Source organism: Methylobacterium sp. ME121 (genome assembly GCF_000974725.1).
In the GTDB taxonomy this organism is placed as follows: Bacteria; Pseudomonadota; Alphaproteobacteria; order Rhizobiales; family Beijerinckiaceae; genus Methylobacterium; species Methylobacterium radiotolerans.
Genome location: NZ_BBUX01000001.1, coordinates 75,091 through 99,492, shown reverse-complemented (window position 1 = coordinate 99,492; position 24,402 = coordinate 75,091). Strand labels below are relative to the sequence as shown.

The 24,402-nt window shown below is 67.2% G+C and carries 30 protein-coding genes; 12 read left to right on the top strand and 18 right to left on the bottom strand.

Annotated features, from left to right (window positions below):
- Positions 1-77: 77 nt before the first annotated feature.
- Positions 78-314 (top strand): DUF6894 family protein, encoded by a 237-nt coding sequence (locus tag ME121_RS00505; RefSeq protein ID WP_012317391.1) that lies wholly within the window; start codon positions 78-80, stop codon positions 312-314.
- A 390-nt stretch (positions 315-704) separates the two neighbouring features.
- Here the strand turns inward: ME121_RS00505 and ME121_RS00500 are convergent, their stop codons facing one another.
- Positions 705-1,682 (bottom strand): sensor histidine kinase, encoded by a 978-nt coding sequence (locus ME121_RS00500; RefSeq protein WP_059407900.1) that lies wholly within the window; start codon positions 1,680-1,682, stop codon positions 705-707.
- 728 nt (positions 1,683-2,410) lie between these two features.
- Between ME121_RS00500 and ME121_RS00495 the strand changes: the two genes are divergently transcribed.
- Positions 2,411-3,661, top strand: coding sequence for an HlyD family secretion protein (locus tag ME121_RS00495; protein ID WP_059407898.1), 1,251 nt, complete (start codon positions 2,411-2,413; stop codon positions 3,659-3,661).
- Positions 3,643-5,643, top strand: coding sequence for a glycosyltransferase family 2 protein (locus ME121_RS00490; RefSeq protein WP_024831176.1), 2,001 nt, complete (start codon positions 3,643-3,645; stop codon positions 5,641-5,643). Before ME121_RS00495 ends, ME121_RS00490 begins: the two co-directional genes overlap by 19 nt.
- 443 nt (positions 5,644-6,086) lie before the next feature.
- On the opposite strand, the gene ME121_RS32990 is transcribed toward ME121_RS00490, so the two are convergent.
- On the bottom strand, positions 6,087-6,434 hold the full coding sequence (locus ME121_RS32990) for a hypothetical protein (RefSeq protein WP_143739253.1): 348 nt from the start codon (positions 6,432-6,434) through the stop codon (positions 6,087-6,089).
- Positions 6,435-6,666: 232 nt separating this feature from the next.
- Here ME121_RS32990 and ME121_RS32985 point away from each other — a divergent pair, with 232 nt between their 5' ends.
- Entirely contained in the window at positions 6,667-6,843 is a 177-nt protein-coding gene (locus tag ME121_RS32985) for a hypothetical protein (RefSeq protein ID WP_165850946.1), read from the top strand.
- Between the two features lie 430 nt (positions 6,844-7,273).
- Here the strand turns inward: ME121_RS32985 and ME121_RS00480 are convergent, their stop codons facing one another.
- A complete protein-coding gene (locus ME121_RS00480; protein ID WP_052516840.1) occupies positions 7,274-7,468 on the bottom strand; it encodes a hypothetical protein in 195 nt (64 codons plus the stop codon).
- Positions 7,469-7,482: 14 nt separating this feature from the next.
- Between ME121_RS00480 and ME121_RS32980 the strand changes: the two genes are divergently transcribed.
- The 4 genes from ME121_RS32980 (at position 7,483) to ME121_RS00465 (ending at position 10,978) form a co-directional block, all read left to right on the top strand.
- Positions 7,483-7,815 (top strand): hypothetical protein, encoded by a 333-nt coding sequence (locus ME121_RS32980; protein ID WP_143739252.1) that lies wholly within the window; start codon positions 7,483-7,485, stop codon positions 7,813-7,815.
- Positions 7,816-8,185: 370 nt separating this feature from the next.
- The gene (locus tag ME121_RS00475; protein WP_059407896.1) at positions 8,186-9,712 is read left to right on the top strand and encodes an integrase family protein; all 1,527 of its coding nucleotides are present in this window, start codon (positions 8,186-8,188) and stop codon (positions 9,710-9,712) included.
- A 176-nt stretch (positions 9,713-9,888) separates the two neighbouring features.
- Positions 9,889-10,449 (top strand): metallophosphoesterase family protein, encoded by a 561-nt coding sequence (locus ME121_RS00470; protein WP_059407893.1) that lies wholly within the window; start codon positions 9,889-9,891, stop codon positions 10,447-10,449.
- Between the two features lie 34 nt (positions 10,450-10,483).
- Entirely contained in the window at positions 10,484-10,978 is a 495-nt protein-coding gene (locus tag ME121_RS00465; protein ID WP_059407891.1) for a hypothetical protein, read from the top strand.
- 16 nt (positions 10,979-10,994) lie between these two features.
- On the opposite strand, the gene ME121_RS00460 is transcribed toward ME121_RS00465, so the two are convergent.
- The 7 genes from ME121_RS00460 to ME121_RS00435 form a co-directional block, all read right to left on the bottom strand.
- The gene (locus tag ME121_RS00460; RefSeq protein WP_059407890.1) at positions 10,995-11,237 is read right to left on the bottom strand and encodes a hypothetical protein; all 243 of its coding nucleotides are present in this window, start codon (positions 11,235-11,237) and stop codon (positions 10,995-10,997) included.
- Between the two features lie 41 nt (positions 11,238-11,278).
- On the bottom strand, positions 11,279-11,587 hold the full coding sequence (locus ME121_RS00455) for a hypothetical protein (protein ID WP_159392709.1): 309 nt from the start codon (positions 11,585-11,587) through the stop codon (positions 11,279-11,281).
- Positions 11,588-11,902: 315 nt separating this feature from the next.
- Positions 11,903-12,073, bottom strand: coding sequence for a hypothetical protein (locus ME121_RS32975; protein WP_159392710.1), 171 nt, complete (start codon positions 12,071-12,073; stop codon positions 11,903-11,905).
- On the bottom strand, positions 12,073-12,453 hold the full coding sequence (locus tag ME121_RS00450; RefSeq protein WP_059407886.1) for a hypothetical protein: 381 nt from the start codon (positions 12,451-12,453) through the stop codon (positions 12,073-12,075). The genes ME121_RS32975 and ME121_RS00450 overlap by 1 nt, the downstream gene beginning before the upstream one ends.
- A gap of 58 nt (positions 12,454-12,511) precedes the next feature.
- Entirely contained in the window at positions 12,512-14,359 is a 1,848-nt protein-coding gene (locus tag ME121_RS00445) for a ParB/RepB/Spo0J family partition protein (RefSeq protein WP_059407884.1), read from the bottom strand.
- A gap of 77 nt (positions 14,360-14,436) precedes the next feature.
- Positions 14,437-14,757 (bottom strand): hypothetical protein, encoded by a 321-nt coding sequence (locus ME121_RS00440; RefSeq protein WP_059407882.1) that lies wholly within the window; start codon positions 14,755-14,757, stop codon positions 14,437-14,439.
- Positions 14,748-15,056: a helix-turn-helix domain-containing protein gene (locus ME121_RS00435; protein WP_142582427.1), complete on the bottom strand. Its 309-nt coding sequence runs from the start codon at positions 15,054-15,056 to the stop codon at positions 14,748-14,750. The genes ME121_RS00440 and ME121_RS00435 overlap by 10 nt, the downstream gene beginning before the upstream one ends.
- A 219-nt stretch (positions 15,057-15,275) precedes the next feature.
- On the opposite strand from ME121_RS00435, the gene ME121_RS00430 reads away from it, so the two are divergent.
- The 3 genes from ME121_RS00430 to ME121_RS00420 all read left to right on the top strand — a co-directional run bounded on the left by ME121_RS00430 (position 15,276) and on the right by ME121_RS00420 (position 17,363).
- Positions 15,276-16,004 (top strand): hypothetical protein, encoded by a 729-nt coding sequence (locus tag ME121_RS00430; RefSeq protein ID WP_142582428.1) that lies wholly within the window; start codon positions 15,276-15,278, stop codon positions 16,002-16,004.
- Positions 16,005-16,006: 2 nt separating this feature from the next.
- Positions 16,007-16,501: a hypothetical protein gene (locus ME121_RS00425; RefSeq protein ID WP_059407876.1), complete on the top strand. Its 495-nt coding sequence runs from the start codon at positions 16,007-16,009 to the stop codon at positions 16,499-16,501.
- 76 nt (positions 16,502-16,577) lie between these two features.
- Positions 16,578-17,363, top strand: coding sequence for a hypothetical protein (locus ME121_RS00420; RefSeq protein ID WP_142582429.1), 786 nt, complete (start codon positions 16,578-16,580; stop codon positions 17,361-17,363).
- 67 nt (positions 17,364-17,430) lie between these two features.
- Here the strand turns inward: ME121_RS00420 and ME121_RS00415 are convergent, their stop codons facing one another.
- Both ME121_RS00415 and ME121_RS00410 read right to left on the bottom strand, forming a co-directional pair.
- Positions 17,431-17,763, bottom strand: a complete 333-nt coding sequence (locus ME121_RS00415; protein WP_059407872.1) for a hypothetical protein — start codon at positions 17,761-17,763, stop codon at positions 17,431-17,433.
- 213 nt (positions 17,764-17,976) lie between these two features.
- On the bottom strand, positions 17,977-18,348 hold the full coding sequence (locus ME121_RS00410) for a hypothetical protein (RefSeq protein ID WP_059407870.1): 372 nt from the start codon (positions 18,346-18,348) through the stop codon (positions 17,977-17,979).
- Positions 18,349-19,233: 885 nt separating this feature from the next.
- On the opposite strand from ME121_RS00410, the gene ME121_RS00405 reads away from it, so the two are divergent.
- The gene (locus ME121_RS00405; protein ID WP_059407868.1) at positions 19,234-20,202 is read left to right on the top strand and encodes a molybdate ABC transporter substrate-binding protein; all 969 of its coding nucleotides are present in this window, start codon (positions 19,234-19,236) and stop codon (positions 20,200-20,202) included.
- 39 nt (positions 20,203-20,241) lie between these two features.
- Here ME121_RS00405 and ME121_RS32970 read toward each other — a convergent pair whose 3' ends face one another.
- From ME121_RS32970 to cydB, 6 genes are all read right to left on the bottom strand, one after another.
- The gene (locus ME121_RS32970; RefSeq protein WP_142582430.1) at positions 20,242-20,454 is read right to left on the bottom strand and encodes a hypothetical protein; all 213 of its coding nucleotides are present in this window, start codon (positions 20,452-20,454) and stop codon (positions 20,242-20,244) included.
- 8 nt (positions 20,455-20,462) lie between these two features.
- Entirely contained in the window at positions 20,463-21,230 is a 768-nt protein-coding gene (tetH, locus tag ME121_RS00400) for a thiosulfate dehydrogenase (protein WP_059407866.1), read from the bottom strand.
- Positions 21,231-21,259: 29 nt separating this feature from the next.
- Complete coding sequence (locus ME121_RS00395; protein WP_244612611.1) at positions 21,260-22,192, bottom strand: c-type cytochrome; 933 nt, start codon at positions 22,190-22,192, stop codon at positions 21,260-21,262.
- Positions 22,189-22,935, bottom strand: coding sequence for a c-type cytochrome (locus tag ME121_RS00390; RefSeq protein ID WP_083374276.1), 747 nt, complete (start codon positions 22,933-22,935; stop codon positions 22,189-22,191). Before ME121_RS00390 ends, ME121_RS00395 begins: the two co-directional genes overlap by 4 nt.
- Positions 22,936-23,283: 348 nt before the next feature.
- Positions 23,284-23,346 carry a hypothetical protein gene (locus tag ME121_RS32965; protein ID WP_289015239.1) on the bottom strand — a complete coding sequence of 21 codons (63 nt, stop codon included), beginning with the start codon at positions 23,344-23,346 and terminating at the stop codon, positions 23,284-23,286.
- A 35-nt stretch (positions 23,347-23,381) separates the two neighbouring features.
- Positions 23,382-24,392 carry a cytochrome d ubiquinol oxidase subunit II gene (cydB, locus tag ME121_RS00385; RefSeq protein WP_059407862.1) on the bottom strand — a complete coding sequence of 337 codons (1,011 nt, stop codon included), beginning with the start codon at positions 24,390-24,392 and terminating at the stop codon, positions 23,382-23,384.
- Between the last annotated feature and the right edge of the window lie 10 nt (positions 24,393-24,402).

Sequence of the window (24,402 nt, the reverse complement as noted above, 5' to 3'; positions counted from 1 at the left end):
GACATGCCGAAAAGGGGTACGTGGACCGGTGCGGAAACTGCTTAGCGTGGCTGACGGATCCCCCCGCCGAGCCGCCCATGCCCCGCTTCTTCATCGATCTGCACGACGGAACCGAACTGGTCCGCGACAAGGACGGCTATGACCTGCCCAGTCTCGAAGCCGCCCGTTCGCAGGCTGTGAAGATCATGACGCGCATCGCCCAGGGGCTCTCCGACCGGCCCGGGCGTCAGGATTACATCGCGGCGGTCCGCGACGACGCGGGCGTGGTGCGGATGCGCTTCCGGGTGTCGCTCGATGCCGGCCCCGTCGGCTGAGGCTCAGGGGTGCGGAACTGCCGAAAAGTTCGTGCCTCTGGTTGAGTCGGCGCCCGGAAAGGCCGCCGTGTGTGGAACCAGGCGGGCTGGATTCGATGGTAGCGAGGGAGGGACTCGAATCCCCGACATAGAGATTGCGGTGCTTCGCTTCTGCGCTGCGATTCGAGCACTGAGCTGTCAACTTGGCGGCCGAAGGCACCAGTCGTACCCCAGCACGAAAGCTTCGCGCCGTCCGCGACGAGGAGAGTCCTGCTGTTCCGGTTTCGGGTGTCAGATCTGAGAAGCGGATGCCGGGCGGTGGGCCAAAATTCGCCATGAAACGGCGGCCGAGGGCATACGTACCGCCGGCCGGACGACGTCGCCGGCGCGGCACCTTGCGTGGTTCACGCGTCAGGTTTGCGGGATAACCATCGCGAAGCACAGGCCCTTCCCGTCGATGGCGCGCTCGAAGCGACCGCCCAGGCTTCGCTCGATGGTCTGCTTGAGTAGCCGCGACCCGAACCCGGTTCCATCGGCCTTCGGCACCTCCGAAGGCGCTGACCGCTCTCGCCACGTCACGTGCATCCCATCGGCGGCCATCTGTCCCTGAACCTTGAGGGTCCCGCCGCCCGAAAGGGCCCCGTACTTGGCCGAATTGGTGGCGAGCTCGTGAAAGATCATCGCGTAGTCGTTGACCTTGCCTTGGGTGGCAACCACGGCGTCATCGATGTCGATCTCGATATTGTTGCCGTGCCTATAAGGCGTCAAGATGCGCTCGGCGAGGATGCCCATCGAGACGTTCCCGCTCTCGCCTTGCTGAGCGCGTGTTGCCAGGACGGTCGCCTCGTGCAGCACGCCGAACCGCCGCGACAGGTCCTCCGCGAAAAGCGCCGCCGACGTTGCGTCTCGGGCGACGATGGAAGTCAGTGCCCGGGCTACGGTGAACATGTTCGAGACCCGGTGCGCGAGTTCAGCGGTTAGAAGCCGTTCGGCCTCCTCGGCCCGCTTGCGGTCCGTGATGTCGAGGAAAATGGCTTGAACCCATTCCCCGACCCGACCGGCGTCCCCACCGACACCTCGCGCCGAGATCCAGCGCGCGTCCGCACCCGCGCCAATACGGAAGTCGAAGCTGTAAGGATGCGGGTCTCGCTCACTGGCCGCCCATTCCTTCACCATCGCACTGCGATCGGCGGCGTTGACGCGCGCGAACAGCACGTCAATGTCGACGACGGCTCCGGAGACGCCCCAAAACTCGCGACACAGGCTGTCGAGCTGGGCTACCCGTTGGGTCGGCGACCACGCCCAGAGGCCGACGCCGCCTCGGTGGATCGCGCCGGTGAAATTCGCCAAGGTCCACTCGTCGCCGGTCAATTCGCGCCCCCCGTTCATGTCGTTCTCGCGTGCCTGCCTATCGGGGTGACCCGCCCGTTGCGATGCCGGCATATAACCCGCGGATGACGTGCCGGCTCCGGCATAGCTCGATCACGCTGTCATCCTCCGCGAGGATGCGCGAACAGGGCCTCGGGCGGGAGACATGTCCGGCATCGCGAGCCTTCAGTGACGAACGAGATGGCGATGATTGTCCGATCGGGTTCGGATTCGGCCGCACGCCTTGCAGAAGACTTCATTGCCGAGATCGAAAGACCGTACGCGCTCAACAAGTGCGCCACTTCCATTGGCTGCAGCCTTGGTTTGAGCGGATGCGAGGATCGGTCGAGCCCTGAAGAGCTGATGCAGTGCGCCGACGTCGCTCTCTGCCGAGGCGAAACGCCGTCGCCGAGGACGCGCAGCGGGCCGCGGCGCAGCGTCAGGAGGCACCCGCCATCACGGCAGCCGTAACACGTTCGCGCAGGTCCAGAAACAGGGGCGAAGGCATGAGCAAGCTCCTTCACCTACCGACGCGCTACCCGCAAACTCGTCCCAATCAGCGCGGGGCCGGCTCCGGAGCTTCAAATTAATAGTCCATGAACTATAGCAATCTCGGAGATTCGGAGCGCGATTCAAAGCTCGCCGGATGTATCTCGAGGCGGAACTGGCGCCTAATTCGCGTAGTTGTGCTCGATACGGACAGAAGCGATACCGGATCTGAAAACAATCATACAAAACTGAGGCGCCGAATGCCCTGGAACAGTCGCTGGATGCGCGTGCTGGTCGGCGTGCTCCTCCTGAGTGCTGCCATCCTAGCAGTCCTTCCAAGCTTCACAGGCTACACCAGCCTAGACGGCACCGTGAACGCGCGCTTCGCCGTCGTGTCGGCGCCCATCGAGGGCGTGGTCTCCGATACGCCGCCCAAGGTCGGGACGGCGCTGCCCGAGGATACCTCGGTGTTCTTCATCAACAATGGCCGCATCGCGCGAACCGCCGAGGCGCAATTAGATGCTGACTTGGCTGCATCCAAGGAAAAGTTGCGGGCGCTCGAGCTGCAAGCGAAGGATCTATCTGCACTCAAAACTGATCTGATCGGTCGCCTCAGAGAGTACCAGCAGGCGAGCATAGTGAGCATTCAGCAAGAGATCATCATCCGTCAGCAGCGCATCGCGACGGCGCAGGCCAACAAGACCTCCGCCGAGGCGGACCTTGCGCGCAAGCAGACGCTCGGCGCGACCGGCGTGGTGGCAGGGAGTTCGGTCGAACAAGCCCGCGCCGCCTCAGTCGGCGCCGGCAGTGAGCAGAACATCGCCAAGGCCGAGCTGGAGCGGCTCCAGCGCCAGTTGGATGCGCTCAAGCGCGGCACCTTCGTCGGCGAGGGCCGCAATGACGTACCCTACTCGCAGCAGCGTATCGACGAGGTCACGATCCAGCTCGCCAACGTCGAGGCGCAGATCCGGATCGAGAAAGCTCGCACCCAGCAGTTGAGCCTCCAGCTTTCTTTGGAGCGCTCCCGGAACGACCGGCTCTCCTTCGTCGCGGTGCAGGTTCCGTTCAAGGGTGTCATCTGGCGCAACAATGTCGTGGCGGGCTCAAACGTGCTGGTCGGCAACGAGTTGATGCGCCTGCTCGACTGTCGCGACCTGTTCGTGGACATCCTCGTGGACGAGGTGAACTACGATGAGATCAAGCCGGGCGACAGCGCCGATGTACGGCTGCTCGGAACGTCCCAGGTGATCCCTGGTCGTGTTTTGTCGGTGCGCGGGTCGGCAGCCGCCGTCGAAGAGGTGGTGCTGGCAGCGATCCCGCCGCAAAGCCGGGGCAAGAATGCCCGCATCCGGGTCGCGCTCGACCCGAGCGATATGCAGACCGATTACGCCAATTTCTGCCAGGTGGGTCGCACGGTTCAAGTTCGGTTCGCGCGTGCCGGGTCGTCCCTTCAAACCGCCCTCGATCCGGTCATGAATTGGGTGAAGGGCCTGTGGTTCAGCATCTCGTGAGCCTCGGGCCGACGCTTTTCGTAGCGGCCTTCTTCTTTATCTTCGCCCTGAACTGGCCGCGGGACCGCACGTGGACGCGCGCGGTGACTTGCGCCTTCGTGCTGCTCGTCGCCGTGCGCTATCTCTGGTGGCGCTTCTTCCACACCGTCTTGCCCTACCCAGCGGATCGAAGCTTCGGCTTCTTCTGGACGTGGTTCGTGTTCTGCGTCGAAATGGGTGCCTTCGCCGACATCCTGCTCTTCCTGGTGGCGATGAGCCGCTACGTCGATCGGCACGCCGAGGCCGACCGCCTGGAGCAATCGTTCTTCGCCACCCGCCCTGACAGCCTGCCCACCGTCGACGTGTTCATTCCGACCTACAACGAGCCTCTGGATGTTCTGGAACGGACCATCGTCGGGGCTCTCGCGCTCGACTATCCGCGAGACAAGCTGAAAATATATGTCCTCGACGACAAGCGCCGCGACTGGTTGCGCGCCTATTGTGAGTCGAAGGGCGCGATCCACGTCACGCGCCCGGACAACAGCCACGCCAAAGCGGGGAACATGAACAACGGCCTGAAGGTCTCGTCGGGTGCCTTCGTCGCGATCTTCGATGCCGACTTCGTGCCGTACCGCAATTTCCTGCGCCGCACGCTGCCCTTCTTCCGGGACCCGACCATCGGCATCGTTCAGACGCCGCAGCACTTCTTCAACAAGGACCCGGTACAGTCGAACCTCAATCTCGAGAAGGTCTGGCCCGACGAGCAGCGGCTGTTCTTCGACGAGATGGCCACCTCCCGCGATGCCTGGGACGTGAGCTTCTGCTGCGGGTCCTGTTCCATCGCTCGGCGGGCCGCCATCGACGCGATCGGCGGCTTCCCGCACGACTCGATCACCGAGGATCTGCTCACCACGCTCGCGATGCTCAACAAAGGCTACAAGACCCGGTACCTCAACGAGCGGCTGTCGATGGGCTTGGCGGCCGAGAACCTGAAGGGCTACTTCGTGCAGCGCGGGCGCTGGTGCCGGGGCGGCATCCAGACGATCTACCTCCATAACGGCCCGCTGCGCGGTCCTGGCCTCAACCTGTTCCAGCGGGTGATGTTCATACCCCTGTCCTGGTTGGTTCAGTACACCGTCCGCTTCGTGATCCTGATCGTGCCCGCCGTCTACCTGTGGACGGGATCGGCGCCGCTCTACTTCACCGGCACCGAGGACATCGTGCGCTACCAGCTTCCTGTGCTGGTCGGCTATTTCCTGCTGATGGGCTGGCTCACGCCGACGCGGTACCTGCCCCTGATCTCTTCGGCGGTCGGCACCTTCGCGACTTTCCGCATGTTGCCCGTCGTGCTCTCCAGCCTGATCAAGCCCTTCGGCGTGCCCTTCAAGGTGACGCCGAAGGGCTCGGGCAATGAGGAGTCCGAGTTCGACGCCTACACGTTCCTCTGGATCGCCTCCTTGATCGCGATCACGTCGCTCGGTCTCATCGTCAACATCGTACCCGAATGGTCCCGGATCGGTGAGGGCGAGTTCTCGGTGGTGTCAGCCTACTGGGCGGTAATAAATATCGTGGTTCTGATGATCGCTGCGCTGATCTGCTTCGAGAAGCCACGTCCCCTCGTAGAGTCCTTCTCCACGAACGAGCGCGCACGCGTGCTCGGTGTGAGTGAGACGTACCGCGAGGCGCGCATCGTCAGTCTCTCGCTGGACGGGGGAATCGCTGAGTTCGCCACGCCCCCGGGCCTGCGCACCGGTGATTACATGTGGGTCGAGATGGACGCCTTCCCGCACCTGCGCTGCACAGTCGAGAAGGTCGCGGCTCCGAAGGCGGGCAAGCCGGTCAGCGTGAAATTCAGGTTCAAGCTGGAGGGCGAATGCCGCGACCGCATGATCGTCAAGCTCTACACAGGCCGCTACAGCCAGGACATCCACGACCTCGACAAGTCGGCTATCGCAGGCGGGGTATGGTCACGGATGTTCGGCAAAAGCCCGGAGATCATTTAGCGCGCCTCCGCGCCGAGCCGTGCGGAGGCTTTGACGAAGTCGATCTTACCGAGGGTGGCAGCATCCGAGCTTTCACCCGGTCGCTGGCCGATTGACGCGGGTGTAGCGCGGCTCGTCAGGTCGCTCGGCCGTGCTTTCGTGGAGACGGTCCGGCCGTCGGAGTTGCACGTCATCCTGTATGCTTTCCACAGCAAGCCGTAGGTGCCGAAGGCGACCATAAACCTCAGGAGCCTCGACCCAGACGTGGGACTGCCTTCGACGAACGAAGTGACCCTGTCTGAGTTGGCCGCGAGCTGGCAGCGCATTCTCAAACAGCAAGTCTGTCGTGCAGCGGACAGGCGGGAAATAGTAATTTACAAATTTGCTCCACGGCAATGCAATGAAAATTACAGTTATAACTGTCTTATAGAAAGTTATTTGTCGTCCGCATAATATATATAATTTCAATTGGAAAATTTTCGAGCATGATTGAGACAAAATTCTTGGACCTCACTGGTCGATTTGAGCTGCCCATCTTGAGAGAGCTGCATTGCCCTCTCACCGGCATTCCACGAGGCGCGGCCGATTTCGGCCCGGTCAGTGGATGAACAAGCCCCCATCTTCACATCGGCGCCGATGCGCTCCTCCGTCGATTTCAAAAGATCGCTGCCACGGCCTGTCGCGGACTTGAAATTGCCCAGACATGTGTTCGCTATATGTAATTGGACGTTGCAGGCAGCTATCGCTCCACCTGCTGCGCCCGTGAGCGCGCCGAGCACTAAGATCCCGCCGATCACGTATGCTGATGCCACAGAGGTTCTCCTCTCCTGCACGCCAAGGAGGCGCTTGGGTTTGGAGATCTCATAGTGGACAACAGATATCTAGAGAATGAATTTTGCGACGCGGCGGCTTGGGTGCAGGATTTACGGCGCGGAGCGTTAGCAGACGTTTAATTGTAGAATCTTCGACATGAAATGTCTATATACTGGCATTCATTGCCGCATTAACCGTTTCATGATGCCGCCGCTTTCGAGAAGAGCATTGATGCGTTCCTTCAACACGATGGGATCACACGCGGTCGCGGGCGACCGTCCGCAGACGGCGGGTGCGAGCGCATCAGCGCGCGACTTGCTGCGGGATCTGGCGCGAGACCTCGATCAGAAAATCCGCGCGCGACTCTGGGCTCATCTTGGCCACGTGGTCGCGGATCGCCGCAGCTGAGAATGTTTCGGAGGCACCGGTGTCACCCTCTCTCCCTTCGTGAGCGCGCGGCCGACGAGGCGGCGCGGCCCGGGCTGATCGCCCGCCATCGTCTCGAGCGCCGACCTAGATGAGCGACGATCAGTCAGGTCGTAGTCGAGCCGGTTGGCCGCATCGACTTTCGTCAGCGGCAGGATAGGGACAGCTCGGGCATGGGGCCTCCGACGGAGACGCGGTGGCGCACCGTAGCTGAGGTCAGGGCTGGTGGGTGGCGCGGTCGTTGAATCGGAGCCCGCGACCGTCTCGATTTCAGTGAGCGCGGGACCGTGGAGAGTCTCGGACGTATTGCCCGAGGTCGACCTTTCGAACAGCCCGCCCTCGCGCGGGTCAGGCCTCTGTTGGAACTGGCCTGCCACTGCGTCGGCGCCGAGCGGGATCTTGTCGCGCTCGATCACGACCGCGGGAAGCGCTCCGGGAACAGCATTTTGCCGCCGAGCGTGCGCGGATCGGCAAAGCTCGGCGTCGGGCAGCCGCGGTCCGGCTCGAACTCCATGGGCAGCATCAGGTGAATGTAGCCCGGGCCGAGCCGCAGGATTTCGCCCGTTACGTCGCGCTCGTGCAGGCGCTGCATGATCACCACGATCACGGAGCGCCGGGTCGTTGAGGCGCGTCGTCACCGATTCGCGGAAGATCCGCAGCGTCCGCTCGCGCTCGGTCTCGACCGTCTCGGTGGAGAGGGGATCGTCGATGATGATCCGGTCGCCGCGGCATGCGGTCAGCGAGGCGAATGGCATGCCCTCGCGCGAGCCGGTCGCCGTATTGGCGAACGCGATCTCGCCCGAGCGGGACAGCGCGCGGTGCGGCCAGAGCGCTCGGGACCGCGCGCTCGACATTCTGTCGCGCATGCGCCGCGCGTCGCGCAGCCCGGCGAACCCGCACAGGCCTGGGTCAGCGCACGATCGAGATGGCGCACCACTAGGCGAAAGAGACTGATCTGGCTCCGGAGATGCGGGCGCCGGTGGCTTCCTTGGACGCCAAGCTCACGCAGCACGAGCGGTCGTCAAACTTTGGCGCCCAAAACGTCAAACCCGCCGGAAGGCGGGTTCGGTCAAGCGAGTGAAAACAAGGAGTTGAGTGGTAGCGAGGGAGGGATTTGAACCCCCGACACAAGGATTATGATTCCTCGTGACGGGCGGTTTTGGGCTCCATCCGGGCGCATCGACATGCACGGGAAAACGACGAAGCCCAGGTATTTATCGTATTCGATCAAGGATCTGGCAAGGGAAGCTTGGTAGCGGAGGGGATGAGCCCGGGCGGCGATCCGCCCGAGAACGTCCGCCCGAGATCCGCCCGAGCCGCTCGCATGCCCGTCAAACTCACCGAGGCCCTGGTCAAGCAGGGGATCGCCGACGCCGTCCCCAAGGGCCGGGCGTACGACCTGATCGACGCCGGCTGCCCCGGGCTGCTGATGCGCGTCGGGCCCCGTGGGGTGAAGTACGCATTCAAGTTCGAATCCGGACATCGGACGCACAGGCTGACTCTCGGCTCGACCGACATGCTCCGGCTCGCCGATGCGCGCGCGATCGCCACGGAGGCCAGGCGCCGGCTCGTCGACCGGCTCGGGGTCCCGGACGACCGCTGGCTGGAGGGCCGGCTCCGGCAGATGCACAAGCTCCCCCCGAAGGAGCCGAACCCGGCGCCTCGGGACCCCGCCCTCGTCGAGGCTTGGGAGGACCAGATCCAGCGAGCCGGCGAGTGGACCTGGGAGGAGGCCCTTGCGGCGTTCCTGGCGGAGGTCGCGCGCACCAGGCGGTCGGCCACGTACACGGACTACCGGAAGCTGCTCCACTCGCCCGAGCTCGCGACCTTTGCCGGACGGCGGGTCCGGCGCATCACGATCGAGGACCTCGCGACGGTCGTCCACGCGGTGCATGCCAGCGGCCGAGAGCGACACGCCGAGCACTTGGCGTCCGTCCTGAGACCAATGTGGAGCTACCTGGCGCGGCATGAGCACCGAAAGCGCTCCGGCGTCGAGGCCGGTATCCCCACCCTGCGGGCGCCCGAGCGGACGCCGGGCGACAAGCTGCGGGCGAACGGTAAGGTCCCGGGCGGGTATACGGCCAAGCCCGGCGAGATCGGGCGCATCCTGGCGGTGGCCCGGACCGGCGTCCTCAATCCGACGGTCGCCTCGGCCCTTCAGCTTCTCGTCCTGACCGGGCAGCGGCGGCGTCCCGTCGTCGAGGCCCTGGTCAAGGATTTCGTCCCGTGGGAGGAAGTGCCCGGCTGGGGCGTTTGGTCGATGGGACCTGCGCACCGGAAGACCGCGGCCAAGCGCGGGGACAAGCATAGGCACGCCCTGCCGCTGCCCCCGGCCCTGTGGGATCTCGTGCAGCAGCAGATGGCTCGGGCCACGGCCGCCGGGAGCGCTTTCCTATTCCCGCAGGTCCGGGCGGCCCGGATCGGCGCCGCTTTCGGTGGCCACCTTTCCGATGCGGCGATCAATCACAGGATCCTCGACATGGGCATCGCCGCCTCACCGCACGACCTCCGCCGCGGGCTGTCGACGGTCTGTCAGGCGACGCTCAGGATCCCGCGCGACACGGTCAAGATGATCCTTGACCACAATGAGGGCTACAGGAGCGACGACGTCCTGGAGCGCCATTACACCGATGACGATCGTCTCGACATCAAGCAGCCCCTCATGGCGCGTTGGTGCGCGTGGGCGGATGAGCAGGCCGCGGCCGCCGCCTCGGCGCTCCCCCCGGCCATCGAGCTCGGCGCCGAGTTAGCCCGTCGGCGCCGGGAGCGCGAGCTCGCCGGCAAGGGCAAGCGGAGCAAGCCCGAGGCGGGGGAGGAGGACATACCCGAGGAGCTCGCCACCGCCGCGTAGCCCAGGGATAACCCCTATCCTGCCGGTCGCCCCCCCCTTGCCCGGCCGGTCCAGATGCCCGAGTTTGCCGCCATGAACACGCTCCTCCGCATAGGCAAACGCCCCTTGGCCTGAGGCCAGCCACCGCCGCCGGGACGCCCCGGCCGGCACGCGTTCCCCTATGCCCGGAGGCCGCCATGACGGTCTGGTTCACGTCCGATACCTATTTCGGCCACGTCGGTATCCTCGGATCGAGGATGGCCCGGCCCCGCCCCTTCAAGTCGATCGAGGAGCACGACGAGGTCCTCGTGGCGCGCTGGAACGGCCGCGTCCGCCCGGGCGACCAAGTCTGGCATCTCGGCGACTTCGCCTACGGCGCGTCAGCCGAGAGGTGCCGGGACATCTTCTCGCGCCTCGCCGGCAAGAAGCACCTGGTGTGGGGCAACCACGACAACGCGCGGGAGAAGGCACTGTCTTGGGCAAGCCAGCAGGAGCGGGCTCTCGTCACGGTCGACGGCGTCTCAATGGTCCTGGGGCACTACGCGCAGCGCGTGTGGTACGGCATGCACCGAGGCGACCTGCACCTCTACGGGCACTCGCACGGCAGCCTGCCCGGTACGTCGGCGAGCCTGGACGTCGGGGTCGATTGCTGGGCCTGGGCCCCCGTCCAGCTCAGCGAAATCCGGGAGGCCCTGGCGGAGACGGCCGCCCGGAAGGCGGGGGCAAAGGCGGCCGCCGCCCTTGCCGAAGCGGCGTAGATGAGGCGGTAAGGTCAGGCTGCCACGATGGGGCATGCCCTGGCGCACCCGCACCGCCCGACCCATCAGCCACCGGTTCCACGAGGCCGATCCCGACGGACGGCCGCCGATGAAGTTCGTCGCCCGCCGGATCCCGGCTGGGGAGAAATTTTACGACCGGCCGCTCTGGAAGCACGTCAAGCTCCCCCCGTTTGACAAGAAAACGCTGGTCGTCCTGGCGTCCACCTGCGATGCCTGGGAGGCCCGGCTGCCCGAGGAGACGGAGGTCTCGGCCTTCGTCCTCAATTTCTTTGCCTGGCCGGACGACATCGAGATCCGGCTGTCCGACGACAAGATGCACGGGGCAATCAACAGGTGCTTCTCCGTCGTCGCGCTCACGCGGCACACCGCATCGGCTGTGTGGGGCGGCTCCGAGAAGAACGGATTCGAGCAGCTCGCCGACGACATCTACGCCTGCCGAGAGGTCCGGGCCGCCCCGGACATCGACGCGCTCCACTCCCTGACGCCCCAGGCGCAAGAGCTCCGCTAGGGCCCGGGGCGGCCCGTCAGACTCGGGCGGGCAGGCGGATGAGCGCGAGCTGGAAGATCTCGCCCAGGGTGTAGTGCGGCCCCGCCACGGCCCGCTGCACGTCCTCGGCTAGGCGAGGGATTTCGGGCATTGTGGACGCAGAGACCTGCACCATCAGCCGGGCCCGGCGCCGGCGCAGATCGCGACGCTCGGGCACGCCATGGATGCGCGCCTTACGGAGCTGGCGGTCGAACTCGTCGATGATGATCCTGGTGGTCATGGGCCATCCTACGTCGTCGAGGTTGCGTGTAGGTGAATGGGTCAGTCCACGCCCTCGGCCAGCTCCTCGACGTCGGGCACGAACAGCCGGACGTCGGTGACGCCGGTGTAGCCCATGACGAGCGCCTTCTCGTAGACCTTCCGGGGGGTGTCGTGGATCACGACGGTTGCGCTGACGATCGTCTTCCAGTTCGCCCGGGATCCTCCGGACGTGACGTTCCCGGACAGGAGCACGATGCCGTCGCCCAGCTTGGCTCCGGAGTCGCGATCGAAGGCGCGGGCGATGAGGCGGCCCGCTACCTCGACCGGCGACCGCCAGCTGTCCTTGTCGATGTCGCACTGCATGGACACGGTGTCCGGCTCCCCGTGCCATCCCACCCGTAAGACCTCTTCAGGGCGGCTCGGACGATGGCCTCGTTGCGAGCGTCGACCCGCCATGCGCTGGCTTCCCACCGGCCGCCCATGTCCTTGATCCGGCGGTTAAAGTTGAGGTTCGCGTGCGGGGTCTGGACGATGAGGTTGATACCGTCATGCGTGATCTGAATGGCCATGTCGGCGTGCTCCGAGATCTGCCCGCGAGGTCGGGCGGTGGGTAGGCCCCTCGACGGGTCGCCCCGGATTGAGGCGGCCGGTGGAGGGGCCGGAGGCGTGGGCCTCCGGCGGTGCTCAGCTGCTGCAGGCGCAGTCGATGCAGACGAACAACCGCTCGGGGTGCCGTTCCAGGAAGACGCCCTCGCCTAGATCGAGGGCCTCGTTGCACCAGGGGCAGAGGAACTCGCGCACCTGTCCGTCGTCGTCGTCTCGATTGCGATCAAGGTCCTCGACGTAGCGGGGCATCACTCGTCCTCCCCGTCGTCGTAGGGCCCGTACATCCCCCAGATCTCCGCCACGTCATCCTCGGGCAGCATGTCGATGGCGGCCTTGAGGGCGGGCACTCCCTCCAGGATCCGGAGCTTGTCCACGGCCGCGTCGCTCTCGGCCCAAAGCTCCTCGTGTGAGCTCTCGTGTGTGTGCCGGACGTCGTGGTCGACCCTGGCGGTCGTCGCCCGGAGTTCCTGCCCGAGGTGGGCGGCGAATCGGGCGACCTGCTCGGCGAGGGGACCCTGCCCGGCGGCGACGGCGGCAGCATGGGCGTTCACCAGGGCCTGGGGATCGTCGATGTTGATGAGGCCCTGCATCAGGGCGGGGATGGCGGTGTCGGAGGCGGGCTCGATCATGGGGGCGATCTCCTGTGACGGGGGATCCGGGGCGACCGGGCGGCCGCTCCGGCGGGGGTCAGGCGGCCTTCTTGCGAGCCGGCTTCGGCGCGGGGGCCGCCTCGGCCGCCGGGGCCACCGCGTAGCCGACGGGCCGGATCTCGGGCGGCAGCCAGCCGGTCGGGACGACCCGGGCCAGCGCGACCGCGGCAATCTCGAGCTTCGTCGATCCGGCGATCCGGTCCGCCTCGGGCTGCCCCAGGGCCTCCGCGACGGCGCGCAGCGCCACGGCCTTGGGCGCCGACTTGAAGAAGTTGGCCGCGTCCCAGCGCTCCCGAGTCGCCTCCGCCATCCGCGTGGCGTCGAGGCGGGCCTCCAGGGCCTTGGCCCCCTTGGCGCTGGACGGGACGGCGCCGACCGAGTGGATCTGCAGGTCGAGCGCCTTCCCGGCCACGCCGGCGGCGACCGTCAGCAGCGCATCGAGCGGCAGGTCCGCCAGCCTCTGGAAGGCCGCCTCATACTTCTCAGCGTCGGAGGCTTGGCCGCCGGGCGCCTCGTTGTAGCCGTTGAGGGTGATGCGGACCGGAGAGCTGTAGGAGTCCTGGGAGATCGCCGTGGCGAGCAGCGCGGCGAGGGCGACCTGCGGCGAGGCCAGCATCGCGTCGCGCATCGCGAGCGTGCGCTGCTGCGACAGCCGGAGCGTCAGAGCCGCCGAGATCGCCACGGATTCGGGCTGCTCGGCCTGCGCCTGCTGCAGAGCCTTGGCGGCGTCCCCGCCCTCGATCTTGGCGAAAGCCTTCGCGACGGCAGCCGTTGCCGGGCGGACGACGCCAAAGGTCATGTCGATCTTGCCGTCCCGGCCGATCCGGAGGATCACGCCTGAGCGAGCCTTCTGCTCCGGCGTGTAGCCGTCCTGCTTCATGTCCGTCTCGATGTCCTCGGCCTCCTGCTCGGCCGCGGCGACGCCGACGGGGTCGCCGTCGGCGTCGATGATCGCCTGGAGCTCCTCAAGGCGGGCGGTCTCTGCGTCGGTGGCCGCGCGAGGCTCGGCGCGGATGACCTGCCAGGACCAGCGGCAGTTGTCCGGCAGGTGCTCGTCACTGGCCGCCCAAGACCACCCGTCGGCGACGAGCCACGTGACCTCGGCCGCGATCTTCTCGTCGACCAGCCGCTTCAGCAGCGCAGGATCTTGGACCCGGTGGTTCTCGCCGAACAGGTCTTCGACGATCCCGCCGCCCGCCGCGACGTAGGCGTCCCGGCCGACGAAGCCGAGGTTGCGGCTCAGGTCATGGTCCCCCACGCCGAGCTCTGTCCGCACGCAGTGAGCGTAGAGCCGGCCGGCGCCGCGCAGCCTCTCCAGGACTGCGCGCTGCTCGTCGAGCGACGACGCGAGCGTGAAAGCCCTCACGGTGTCGACAGGGTCCCGGCCGAAGTCGCCGGCACGCCAGGCATCCAGCACTTCGTCGGCGAGCTTGCCCAGGGCCAACATCCTCCGGACACGGACGGCGTCGATGCCGAAGCGGGCCGAGATGGTCGCTTCATCCATTCCCTCCTGCTGGAGGGCGTGGAATGCCCGGTACTCGTCGGCCTGGTGCATGCGGGACTGGGTGATGTTCGCGCTGAGCCCGCGCTCGCGGGCAGTCTCGGCGTCGCACTCGATGACGGCCACCGGCGCGTCCGTGCGGATTCGGCCGTCGCAGGCGAGCGTCCGGAGGGCCGCGAGACGGCGGTTGCCGTCGACGACGTAGTGGGCCTGGCCGGCGCCGGGGACGACCGTGAGCGGCAGGAGCAGGCCAAGGGCGTGGATCGAGGCGGCGAGCTGGTCGATGCCATCCTCGCGGCCGGCGAGGCGCACGTTGACGACGCCCTCGGGCGCCGAGGTGTCGTGGCCGTGCATGAGGATGTGGAGGGGGAGCGTCTTGAACATGATGCAGCACCATCAGTTTCGGGGCGGGTAGCGGGGTGGGGCGCCCTTGTCGCCGGGCGCGTCGGCGGGGGAGCCGGTCAGCTAGGCGGCTCCTCTCGGCCGAGGGCGGCCGACGCGAGGGCGATCGCGGCCGTCACGCCGGCAACGCCGGTCGCCTGCACGACGAGGATCTGCACCCGCGCCGGGCCGGGGTCGCCGACAAGGCGGACGTCGCCCTGGTCGTCCCGCCACATGCCCGCGGCGGCGAGGAGCGAATCCGGGACGTGGGCCCCGGACCGCAGGCTCTTCGAGACGCGGCTCTCGCTCATGCCGGCGGCGGTGGCCAAGGCTTTGGAGGTCCCGGCTTCCTGAGCGGCCGCAGCGATGCGGGCGCGGATCTGGCGAGCGGTCAGCTGCAAGGCGCGGCCTCCGGAGCGGGGACCGGGCGGGCGGGGGAGGCAGGCGTCCAGAGCGTCCGCATCGGATCCCCGACGAGGACGAGGTGCCGCTCGACGCCGACGAAATGCATCGCGCGCTCGCTCGGGAGCCGGCGGAGCTTGAGCCATTGGCCCAGGTCTCCCTCGTGGATCCCGCAGGCCTGCGCAAACGCGCGCTGGCTCCCGGCCTCGGCCACGCCAGCGCGCAGCAAGGCGACGATGTGCTCGTAGCTCACGACGGGCACGAGGCTCCCTGCACCTGAGAAGGGTGCGGCATTCATTCAAGTCATCCCTGATAAATTTATTGATATTCCTCTTATTAAGCCACTTGCGAATTTGCGCGCAAGAGCGAAAATGAGGGTACGCGCAGTTTTTTCGGTTCGAGAAGCGAACTGCCGCTCGGTATCATTTGCAAAAGATCGGGGACGCCGATGCTTCAAAGGATAGATTGCCCGATCCTTGGCGCGAAGACCGCGTCAACTCTTGCGGAAACGCCCGAGTTGCTTGACCTCTCGTGGCGCCGGGCGGGCCACGGGCGCTGGATCGCTGGGCGCACCGAGCTGTCCGATCACCTCCTGCGCCGGTTCCCCAACGCCACCGCCAAGGCCGGCCTGCGCATCGAGGACCGCGTCGTCGTGTGGGACCTCGCATCCGCCGCGGGGGTGCCCGACCTCGCAAAGAGGATCTCCAGGTGGGAGCAGGACGTTCGGCAGGACCTAGCCCACCACGCCCGCGTCGCGCAGGCGAACCGCGGCGTGGAGGAGGACGCCCTCTCCGCCGTTCAAGACGCCCTCGCAGACGAGCTCGCCAGGCACGCGTGGGCATTCAGATCGAAGGGTCCCCTGGCTTGGGGGCTGGCCGGGGCCCGGCGGCTCACGCCCGGGCAGGTTCGCCTCGCTCACGCGCTCCTCGCCGAGGCCCGGGACGTCGTCGCGGCGGTGGATCGCCGGCTCGCCCAGCCTGCCGCGCCGGAGGACGTCGCCGCCGTCAGGGATCCTGACGTCCGGGCCGACCTGCTCGTGGCGTGCCGGCACCTGTCAGGGCTGGATGGGGACCAGGCCCGGGAGCGGAATGGGGTGGGCTGGAGCGCCGTGGCGTTGGCAGAGGGGCACCGCCTCGCCAGCACTGATTCGCTCGACGTCGTCGAGGCCGCGCATGCCCGGGCGCTCGTCTACGCGCACCGGAGGCAGCTCCCCCCGGCGCTGCGCGCCTGCCTTTTCGGAGAGTGACAATGACCACGCTGCGAAAGATCTTCGTCGCTATCCTTCGCTGGTACGGCCTGATGGCGCCGGCAGCCGTGCCTGAGCCGCCCCCACCGGCTGCGCCCCCACGGCAGCCGCTCAGGTCGACGGCCGCCCCGTTGGGCTACCTAATTCGCCGGCACGTGCGCACGATCCAGCGAGACCAGTACGAGCTGGCACTCGGGCCGCCGCCCCCGCTGCCGCCCGAGGTCCGGGCGTGGCTCGCGAAGATGGACGACAGCCAGCTGCGCCGCATCATCCGGACGGCCGACTGGCAAATCCAGGACCACGTCCTCGCCGGCACAGCTGGCCAATGCCACGACCTCGGATACGTCGTACCGCTCCGGCTCTCCTCGCTCACGGAGGGATCCGACGGTCGGGAAGGCCGGTCCGGCAAGGGTGGCCCGGGCCGGGCATGGGAGCAGCACGTCGAGGCCATCATGACGGAGGTTAACGCGCGCGGGTACGGCGGTCCGCGGCGCTGAGGCGTGACTTGTCCTGGTAACTTTCATGCCGCGGGGGGAGGCTCCGTTCGCGGCACAGGCCGTGATGGAGGTTGAGATGTCCGTTTCTGACAGGTTCGCCCGGATCGCCCGGGCCATCGCCGCGATGATCATGGCCGCGCTGCGCGCCATCTTCGGCGGCGTGAAAGAGGCCGGTGCCGCGATCGCGGCCGACGTCCGCATGGTCGGCCGAGGCGTGAGGGACGGCGCCAGCCACGTCGCCCACGTCGCCGGCCGGGGGCTGTCCGGTCCGGCGCAGGTGCTGGACTACGCAGCCGGCGCCTTCGGTGCGACGCTCGGCGCGCTACTGCCCCGCCGGCCCGTCGGACCCCGGGACGTCGCGGACGCTGCCGTCGGCCGGGACGACAGCATGGCGGCGCAGACGTTGACCCAGGTGCCTCCCGCCGCCCGAGCCGAGCTCCATGCCGCCGCCATGCTCGGCAACGCCGTACAGGCCTCCGCCGGGGCCCGGGCAGCCGGCGACGTCCGGATGATCCCGCTCCACGATGCCGACCTGCCGCCGCACTTGGTCCAGTGGCTGGGTGGCCTCTCGCCGAACCAGCTGCGTCACCTCGGTGAGTTGACCACGTGGGTCGTCGCCGCCCACGTCCAGGGCCGCACCCCGATCCCCGGGATTCCGCCGGCTCCAGCCGCGCCCGTGGCTGCCCCGGCCCGGGACGACATGCGGGCGATGCTGGCCCAGATCCGCAGGGCCGCGGCCAACGACCGGGCGGAGGTGGCGGCCATGGCGACGCGCGGCCCCCGCCCGGCGGTTCTGCCGACCGAGGACGACGACGAGGCCTATGACCGCCGCCGTGGGGGGGCGCGTCCCGCCTTCGGCTGAGGTCTGCGACAAGAACGGAAAGGGCCGCCGGCGATCCCGGCGGCCCCTCGCATCTCAGCGGGCGTCCTCAGGCGCCGATGATGTCGCGCAGGCCGGCCGAGAACTCCCGCTCCACGCTCAGAGCCTCACGCAGCGCGGCCGCTTCTGCAACGGCCCGGGCGAGGGCCCGCTCCACGACCTCGATGCGGGCCTCGGCAGCCACCGCGCGGACCTCGGCCTCGCGCTGGTCGGCGCGGGCGTCCTGCAGCCTGTAGGCCAGCCGGGTCACCGAATCGACTGCCTCGTCCCGCCGGGCCCTCCGCTCAGCCGCAGCGAGCTGCACGCCGAGGTGGATCGCGCTGCCGATCGAGGCGAGCCTCCCCCCGCAGTCCATCATGACCTCGGCGGCGATCGCGTTCATGGGGGCCTCCTTGGCGGCGGTGTGTACCCTCAAGATGGGCCTGGGCGGACTCCCTCGTCCAGAGGGCCGGCCCGCCTTTCGAGCGGTATCCCTGGCCTCCGGTTAACCGGGACGTGTCCAGCGAGCGGTTTTGGGGCCGAGGGGCTGTCCTACCGTTACTCCATTCCACGGAATCGGCTGTCGCGATCTTGGTAACGCGGATTTCGAGGGATCCTAGGCGGCCTTTGCAGGTCCTGGTGCGCCCCGTGGCGGGGTCAGCAGGCGGTCCTGGATCGCTGCGAGGACGGCCTCGGAGCGGTAGCGGACCGGCTCCCGGCCAGCCTCCTCCGCCCGCACGGACCGTAAGAGGAGATGCTCCTGCGTGAGCCTAAGCAGCGCCGCTGGAGTGACCGGGCGCGTCAAGGCGTCCCCGCCCCGGGATAGGATCGACCGGACGGCGTCCCCGAGGGCCCTGTCCAGCGTCGCCGCGTCGGGCCGCCCCATGTCGCGCAAGCGCTCCCGCTCACCGGCCTTCCGGCGCCGGCCGAGGTCTCGCTCGTGTGCGACGCGCTGGGCCTCGGACAGGGTGGAGATCTTCATGCGCATGGGGTGGCTCCTCGATGCTGGAGGATGCCCCGGGGCGATGCATACGTCCAAGACATGTCACGCCAGGATGCCCCCGAAACGTGAAATGTCCGCCAAACCTGAACATTTGTTAATTTTGAAGGGCGCACAGGGGGCGCACAGCGCCCGACGGTGGGCGCACGTCGGACTACGCTTCGGCGCGAACTCGCGGCCGGAGGGTCACGACGACTTCGTGGTCCAGCGAGGCCGCGGCGGCGCAGAGGCGGTCCCACCCCCAACCGGCGATGTCACCGGCCCGAAGCTGCGTGCGCGCGTGGCTGTCCCGCATGCCCTCGGGGAAGCCGGTCGCTCGGGTGAGGCGGCACGGCTTGGCTGAGGGGACAGCCGGCATGAGCCGGTCGAGGAATGCCTGGAGGGGGCCGGCGTGGGCCGCCGCGACCTGCGCGGCAAGGCCGTCCTTGGCTCGGGCGGCGTCGGCCTGGCCCCGGGGGCGTCGTAGCTGGCCATCAACTGGTTGCCGCGGATTCCTATCGCAAGCCGGCTGCCAAAAGCGGCCATTCCGCCTAGCGCCCAACACGGCCGTTCAGAACGCTCCGGCACCTTCTTCAAAGCGGACCATCCAGCAATTTCGTTTGTAGCTCTACGGGATACCCAGCTACCATTCACAATGCCGCTTTCACTGTCCTGGATGATAGCCTCATCATTCCGCGGATCTCACCCGCAGCCACGTCGCCAGGGGATTTGACGTCTTCGTATCAGGGGACGCCATTGTGGCCCGGTGCAAGCTCCAAGCTTGGCAAGCCGGATCAGAGCTGGTTTGAGCTCCACAACTTATCCTTAAGCTTGACTTAAGCTACAGGGTCCAACGGCGACGTCTCCGTCCGGCGTAAAAGGAAGGCGATTTCGATGCCTCAAATCAGGTTTCTCAGCCTTGCTTTGGGTTGCTGTTTACTTGTAGTTCAAGCCTCCCCGAGCCACGCGATCGATTCCCACGTAGGCCGGCTTCCCCCATGGCAAGCTGGGGCCAACAACCCTGCAGTCGACAAGGGGTTGGAATTCACGGTTAAGGAGGCCGACAACCTCGCCGACTTCCATGGCGACCTGACCAACGCGCGCCTCGTGCTCTACGTGGGCGGCAATTACTTCTTCGCGATGGCGCCGCTGGTGGCGGCCTTCGAGGCGAAGCACCCTGAGCTCAAGGGCCGGATCTACTACGAGACGATTCCGCCGGGTCTGCTCGTCCGCCAAATGAAGGCCGGCGGGCGCATTACCGTCGGCAACATGACTTGGACGGCCAAGCCCGATGCGTACTTCTCGGGCCTCATGGCGGTAAATCGGCTCATTGAGGCGGGCGATCTTCTCGGCCCCCCGACGATCTACGCGACAAATCAGCTTGCGATCATGGTGCCCAAGGGCAACCCGGCGGGCATCAAGGGCTTGGCCGATCTTGCGCGGCCGGGGCTGACCCTCGCCATGCCCAATCCCGAATTCGAAGGTGTCGCTCGCCAGATCAAGGCCTCCCTGGCCAAGGCGGGGGACGATGATTTGGTGAAGGCCGTCTACGAGACAAAGGTCGCCGACGGGACGACGCTTCTGACGCGGATGCATCATCGCCAGACGCCGGTCTGGCTAATGCAGGGACGCGCACAGGCCGGGGTCACGTGGCGTTCGGAAACCTTGTTCGAAGAGCAGGTTGGATTACCGACCGAGCGCATCGACATCCCGGACGAGCAGAACGCCACCGGCATCTATGCCGGAGCGGTCGTGAAGGACGCCGCGCATCCGGCCGAGGCGAAGCTCTGGCTGGATTTCCTCATGGGCGACGACGCGCGAGCGGTCTTCTCCCGTTATGGTTTTGGCCAATACCGGCCGTGAGGACTGCGGACTATCGTCGTGACGCCGGGCCGCTTCGCCTCATCGGCGGACCGGCGAGGCCTTCGGGCTGCGGGACAGGGCGCGGTTGAGCTTGCGCAAGGCGCGGTCGTCGCGGGTGCAGAGATCGTGGGCGAAGGCCTCCTCCAGATAGGCCGCCTCCGCCGATCGTTTCGTCCGGCCGGCGGCCTCGACCGCCGTCACCGCGCTGAGGACAAGGATTCCGACGAGACATCCGACACTCAGACCCTGCACTGTCGGCCTCACTTCGCGTAATGAAAGCCGGCCTGCTGCAACTCGGGCAGCGTGCCGACGGCGCCGGGGGTCAGGACGACGCCCGGAATGAGATGGTTCGTCAGCTCCGCCAGCGCATCGTGCGAGAGCTTGTCCGGGTTCAGATCGCGCCGGATGAGCGTCCCCGCCTGTTCCCAGATTGCGTTGTGACACGAGAGGAATACGACGCCCCGGGCCATCAGCGCCGGGATCGTGTTGTTCTCCGGCGAGAACATCCCCGCCGGGTCCTGGTAGTTCGCGGCCCCCGCCTGAGCCGCTTTCTTCCGCACGATCAGCGTGTTGGTCTTGAACGCCTCGCCCGCGAGCTTGGTGAGTTGGTACTTGTCCCACATCGCCTGGTCGTAGAGGGCGACATTCGCCGATCCGTGGGTCGCCGAGGCGGCCAGAAAATCGGGATGCTTGAATGACCAGACCTGATTGTTCAGGGCGTTGCGCATGAGGTTCAGCCACGGCCCGCCGATGTCGGTGTTGTCCCAGACCTGGCGGGGGCCTCCCTTGTAGGCGATCACCTCTGACAGGGCCTCGTGGTCCCAGAAATCTGGTCGGTCGAGGATCATCGGCACGATCTTAAAATCCCGCCGGCGCGGGGCCCTCGCCAGACGGTCTGTGAGGTCCCGCAGATTTCGGCTGCCCTCGGGTAGGTCGGCGGCGGTGGTCGCCCCGGCCGGGCGCGCGTCCGCCAAGCCTGCGGCGAGGCCGGCGCCCAGGGCAAGCAGGCTGCGGCGTTCGAGGGTCATGATCGTGCTCCCAGGGGGCCAGTTGCTGTTCAGTGCGGCACGGTCCCGGCAGGAGGTGCCCCCTCACCGAGCGTCACGCCGTCCACGGCCTGACCGTAGAAATCGTAAGGGCTGTCGTGATGGGCCTTGCGGGTCGCCGCGAGATCGCCGGTGAAGCGTGGGTCCTGCGGTCGCTCGCGACTGTCGATATAGGCGGCGACGTCCCAGGCTTCGGCATCGGTGAGGCTGTTGCCCTGGCTCAGCGGCATATTGGCCTTGATGAAGCCTGCCGCGTTGACGACCGAACTCATCCCCGCGCCCCAATTGTAGGAGCGGGCTCCCCACAGTGGCGGGAACACGATCGTCCCGTCCGGGCTCGCCTGCCCGGCACCGTCGCCACCGTGACAGAGGGCGCATTTCGCGGCGTAGACTTCTCGCCCATGGGCCAGATCGAGGCCTTTGGGCTTGGCGAGCTTCGGGTACCCCTGCCCGGGAAGCTTCATGCCTACGGGAGCCCCGTGGGCGAGGAAGGCGGCATAGGTCTCCAGCGCGACCAGGACGGGATCGCCCAGCGGGGGCGCCTTGCCGTTCATGCTGTAGCGGAAGCATCCCTGAAGCCGCTCCGCGAAGGTATTCACGTGACGGTTCTTCGCCCGGTAGGCCGGGTAGACGAGATAGGCCGCCCAGAGGGGAGCGGAATGGCCGAGGCGGCCCCGGTCGAGGTGACAGTTCGTGCAGCGCAGATCGTTGCCGACGAAGGCCCGCGCCTCGGCGCCCGTATCGCGAAAGATGCGCTCGCCCAGGCGAATGACTTGGCCGAAGTCGTCGTCGGAGATGGCGGAATCGGGCTGAGGCACGAAGGGCGGCGCGGTTGTCTCGGCCCCTACGGAACCGAGGGGCGTCAGGACCGCGAGGCCCCCCATCGCCGTTGCCAGCGCGAGGCGGGCTGCGGACCGTCCGGTGAAGCGCGTCATAAGGTTCATCGGCCGCCTCCAATCGCCGTGACAGGAAGAGCGGCGTAGTAGGCAGCGACGGCGGTGGCGTCGTCATCGCTCAGCCGGTCGGCGATCCCCTTCATCAGCCCGAGGGGATCGTTGTGGCGTGTCCCGGCTTTCCAGGCGGAGAGCTGCGCCGCGAGATAGGCGGCCGGCTGGCCGGCCAGCGGCGGGAAGGCGGCGCCGACGCCCTGCCCAGCTGGGCCGTGGCATTGTGCGCAAGCGGGCAATGCCTTCGTCCACTCACCAGTCTGCGCCAGCATTCGGCCGCGGTCGTATGCCGTGTCGTCCGGCTGGGGTGTCCCGTCGGGCGGCGGGGCGCGGAGCCCGGCATAAAAGACGGCCAACGCCCGCCGCTCCTCCGGTGCTAGGCCTTGGGCAATCGGACCCATGATCTCATGGTCCCGGCTGCCGTCGGCGAAGCTGTCGAGCTCGTGTGCGAGGTAGTCCTCCGCGAGGCCTGAAAGACGGGGAAAGCCGCCCTCGGCATTTCCGCCCCCGGAATCCCCGTGGCACGAGGCACAGGCCGGCACGCCGGCCTGTGTTCCGTTACGGGCGATTTCACCACCGTCCATGGCTCGTGCTGGGCAGACAGAAGCACACATCAACAGTCCGCCGAACGCGATGCGGACACTCCTGCTCGCCGCCAGAGCCAACCTGCGACTCATCGGAAGCACAGCGACGAGCGCAGAAAAGGCAAGGTGAGAAACTTTGACCGACGGTGCATGCATTCCGCCATCCTTGCCGTCCTGCTTAAGCCAGGCTTAAGGGGGGCTGCCCCCCGCCGAACAATGGAAAGGCACTCAGCACAAATATCCGTCATCGCGGCGGCGCGCTGGCATCCCGGGCTGGAGGATGCACTGTCGAGAACGTCGGCACGAACATTCCTCTGGTCGAACGCGCCAACGTCCGCTCGACCTTTTCCGGGAGCGCGACAGCCGCCGAACCGGCAGTGGCTCCGGCTTCGCTATGGCAAAGGTAGGTCTCGGCCCGACCTCGCAAGGGGACTTACCAAGGACCGAAGCATCCTGAAGGGGTGGCGTGCAGGATCACGGTTGCAATGGGCAGACCGACACCCTTCACACCCCCTTGAGTAGCCACCGCAGCGGCAGGGCGACAGCCGTGAGGCTCGCCACGCTCATCGCCCAGATCAGCACGAACCAGCCGAACCTGCGCATCAGTGGTACCCCGCTTCCGCCGTGACCTTGCCGCGGAACAGCCAGTACACGTAGGCTGTGTAGGCCAGGACCAGGGGCACCAGCACCGCCGCGCCGTAGAGCAGGAAGCCCTGCGATTTCGGATGCGTCGCCGCCTGCCAGATCGTGACGCTCGGCGGCACGATGTACGGCCACATGCTGATGCCGAGCCCGACATAGGACAGCAGGAAGAAACCGAGCGCGCAGAGGAAGGGCGTGACCTCCTCCCGCCGCCCTAGGGCCTGGGCGAAGCGCCACGCCAGGAGCCCGACCAGGATCGGCACCGGCGCGCCGACGAACAGGCCGGGCAGGCCGAGCCAGCGGGCGCGAAAGGGCGCGCTGATCGCCAGCGTCGTCGCCGAGACCACGGCGATGAGGACCAGCGTCGCCACCGCCAAGGGCTTGGCGAGGTTATACGCCCGGATCTGCAATTCGCCGCTGGTCTTCCAAATCAGCCAGCAGGCCCCGAGCAGGCCGTAGCCTACGACGAGCGCGAAGCCGGTCAGCACAGAGAACGGCGTCAGCCAGTCCCACCAGCCGCCCGCATAGGCCCGGCCCTCGATCCTGATGCCCTGGACGAAGGCGCCGAGCGCGATCCCCTGGCAGAAGGCGGCGACGAAGCTGCCCCAGGAGAAGGCACGGTCCCACCACAGCTGCCCGCGCGGCGTCGCCATGCGGAAGCGCATCTCGAAGGCGACGCCCCGGAACACCAGCGCCAGCAGCATCAGGATCAGTGGCATGTACAGGGCGGGCAGGATCGTGGCGTAGGCCAGCGGAAACACCGCAAACAACCCGCCGCCGCCCAGCACGAGCCAAGTCTCGTTGCCGTCCCAGACGGGGGCGACCGAGTTCACCATCACGTCCCGCTCGGCCTTGCCGCGCACCGCCGGGAACAGGATGCCGAGCCCGAGATCGAACCCGTCCATCGCCACGTAGAGAAACACGGCGGTGGCGATGAGGATCGCCCAGATGAGGGTTAGATCGAGGTCCATGACAGCCTCC

Excerpts from the sequence above, each read along its gene's own strand:
- ME121_RS00505 (WP_012317391.1), top strand. The coding sequence starts at position 78 with ATGCCCCGCTTCTTCATCGATCTGCACGACGGAACCGAACTGGTCCGC.
- ME121_RS00500 (WP_059407900.1), bottom strand. The coding sequence starts at position 1,682 with ATGAACGGGGGGCGCGAATTGACCGGCGACGAGTGGACCTTGGCGAAT.
- ME121_RS00495 (WP_059407898.1), top strand. The coding sequence starts at position 2,411 with ATGCCCTGGAACAGTCGCTGGATGCGCGTGCTGGTCGGCGTGCTCCTC.
- ME121_RS32985 (WP_165850946.1), top strand. The coding sequence starts at position 6,667 with ATGCGTTCCTTCAACACGATGGGATCACACGCGGTCGCGGGCGACCGT.
- ME121_RS00475 (WP_059407896.1), top strand. The coding sequence starts at position 8,186 with ATGCCCGTCAAACTCACCGAGGCCCTGGTCAAGCAGGGGATCGCCGAC.
- ME121_RS00470 (WP_059407893.1), top strand. The coding sequence starts at position 9,889 with ATGACGGTCTGGTTCACGTCCGATACCTATTTCGGCCACGTCGGTATC.
- ME121_RS00465 (WP_059407891.1), top strand. The coding sequence starts at position 10,484 with ATGCCCTGGCGCACCCGCACCGCCCGACCCATCAGCCACCGGTTCCAC.
- ME121_RS00460 (WP_059407890.1), bottom strand. The coding sequence starts at position 11,237 with ATGACCACCAGGATCATCATCGACGAGTTCGACCGCCAGCTCCGTAAG.
- ME121_RS32975 (WP_159392710.1), bottom strand. The coding sequence starts at position 12,073 with ATGCCCCGCTACGTCGAGGACCTTGATCGCAATCGAGACGACGACGAC.
- ME121_RS00450 (WP_059407886.1), bottom strand. The coding sequence starts at position 12,453 with ATGATCGAGCCCGCCTCCGACACCGCCATCCCCGCCCTGATGCAGGGC.
- ME121_RS00445 (WP_059407884.1), bottom strand. The coding sequence starts at position 14,359 with ATGTTCAAGACGCTCCCCCTCCACATCCTCATGCACGGCCACGACACC.
- ME121_RS00435 (WP_142582427.1), bottom strand. The coding sequence starts at position 15,056 with ATGAATGCCGCACCCTTCTCAGGTGCAGGGAGCCTCGTGCCCGTCGTG.
- ME121_RS00425 (WP_059407876.1), top strand. The coding sequence starts at position 16,007 with ATGACCACGCTGCGAAAGATCTTCGTCGCTATCCTTCGCTGGTACGGC.
- ME121_RS00420 (WP_142582429.1), top strand. The coding sequence starts at position 16,578 with ATGTCCGTTTCTGACAGGTTCGCCCGGATCGCCCGGGCCATCGCCGCG.
- ME121_RS00415 (WP_059407872.1), bottom strand. The coding sequence starts at position 17,763 with ATGAACGCGATCGCCGCCGAGGTCATGATGGACTGCGGGGGGAGGCTC.
- ME121_RS00410 (WP_059407870.1), bottom strand. The coding sequence starts at position 18,348 with ATGCGCATGAAGATCTCCACCCTGTCCGAGGCCCAGCGCGTCGCACAC.
- ME121_RS00405 (WP_059407868.1), top strand. The coding sequence starts at position 19,234 with ATGCCTCAAATCAGGTTTCTCAGCCTTGCTTTGGGTTGCTGTTTACTT.
- tetH (WP_059407866.1), bottom strand. The coding sequence starts at position 21,230 with ATGACCCTCGAACGCCGCAGCCTGCTTGCCCTGGGCGCCGGCCTCGCC.
- ME121_RS00395 (WP_244612611.1), bottom strand. The coding sequence starts at position 22,192 with ATGAACCTTATGACGCGCTTCACCGGACGGTCCGCAGCCCGCCTCGCG.
- ME121_RS00390 (WP_083374276.1), bottom strand. The coding sequence starts at position 22,935 with ATGCATGCACCGTCGGTCAAAGTTTCTCACCTTGCCTTTTCTGCGCTC.
- cydB (WP_059407862.1), bottom strand. The coding sequence starts at position 24,392 with ATGGACCTCGATCTAACCCTCATCTGGGCGATCCTCATCGCCACCGCC.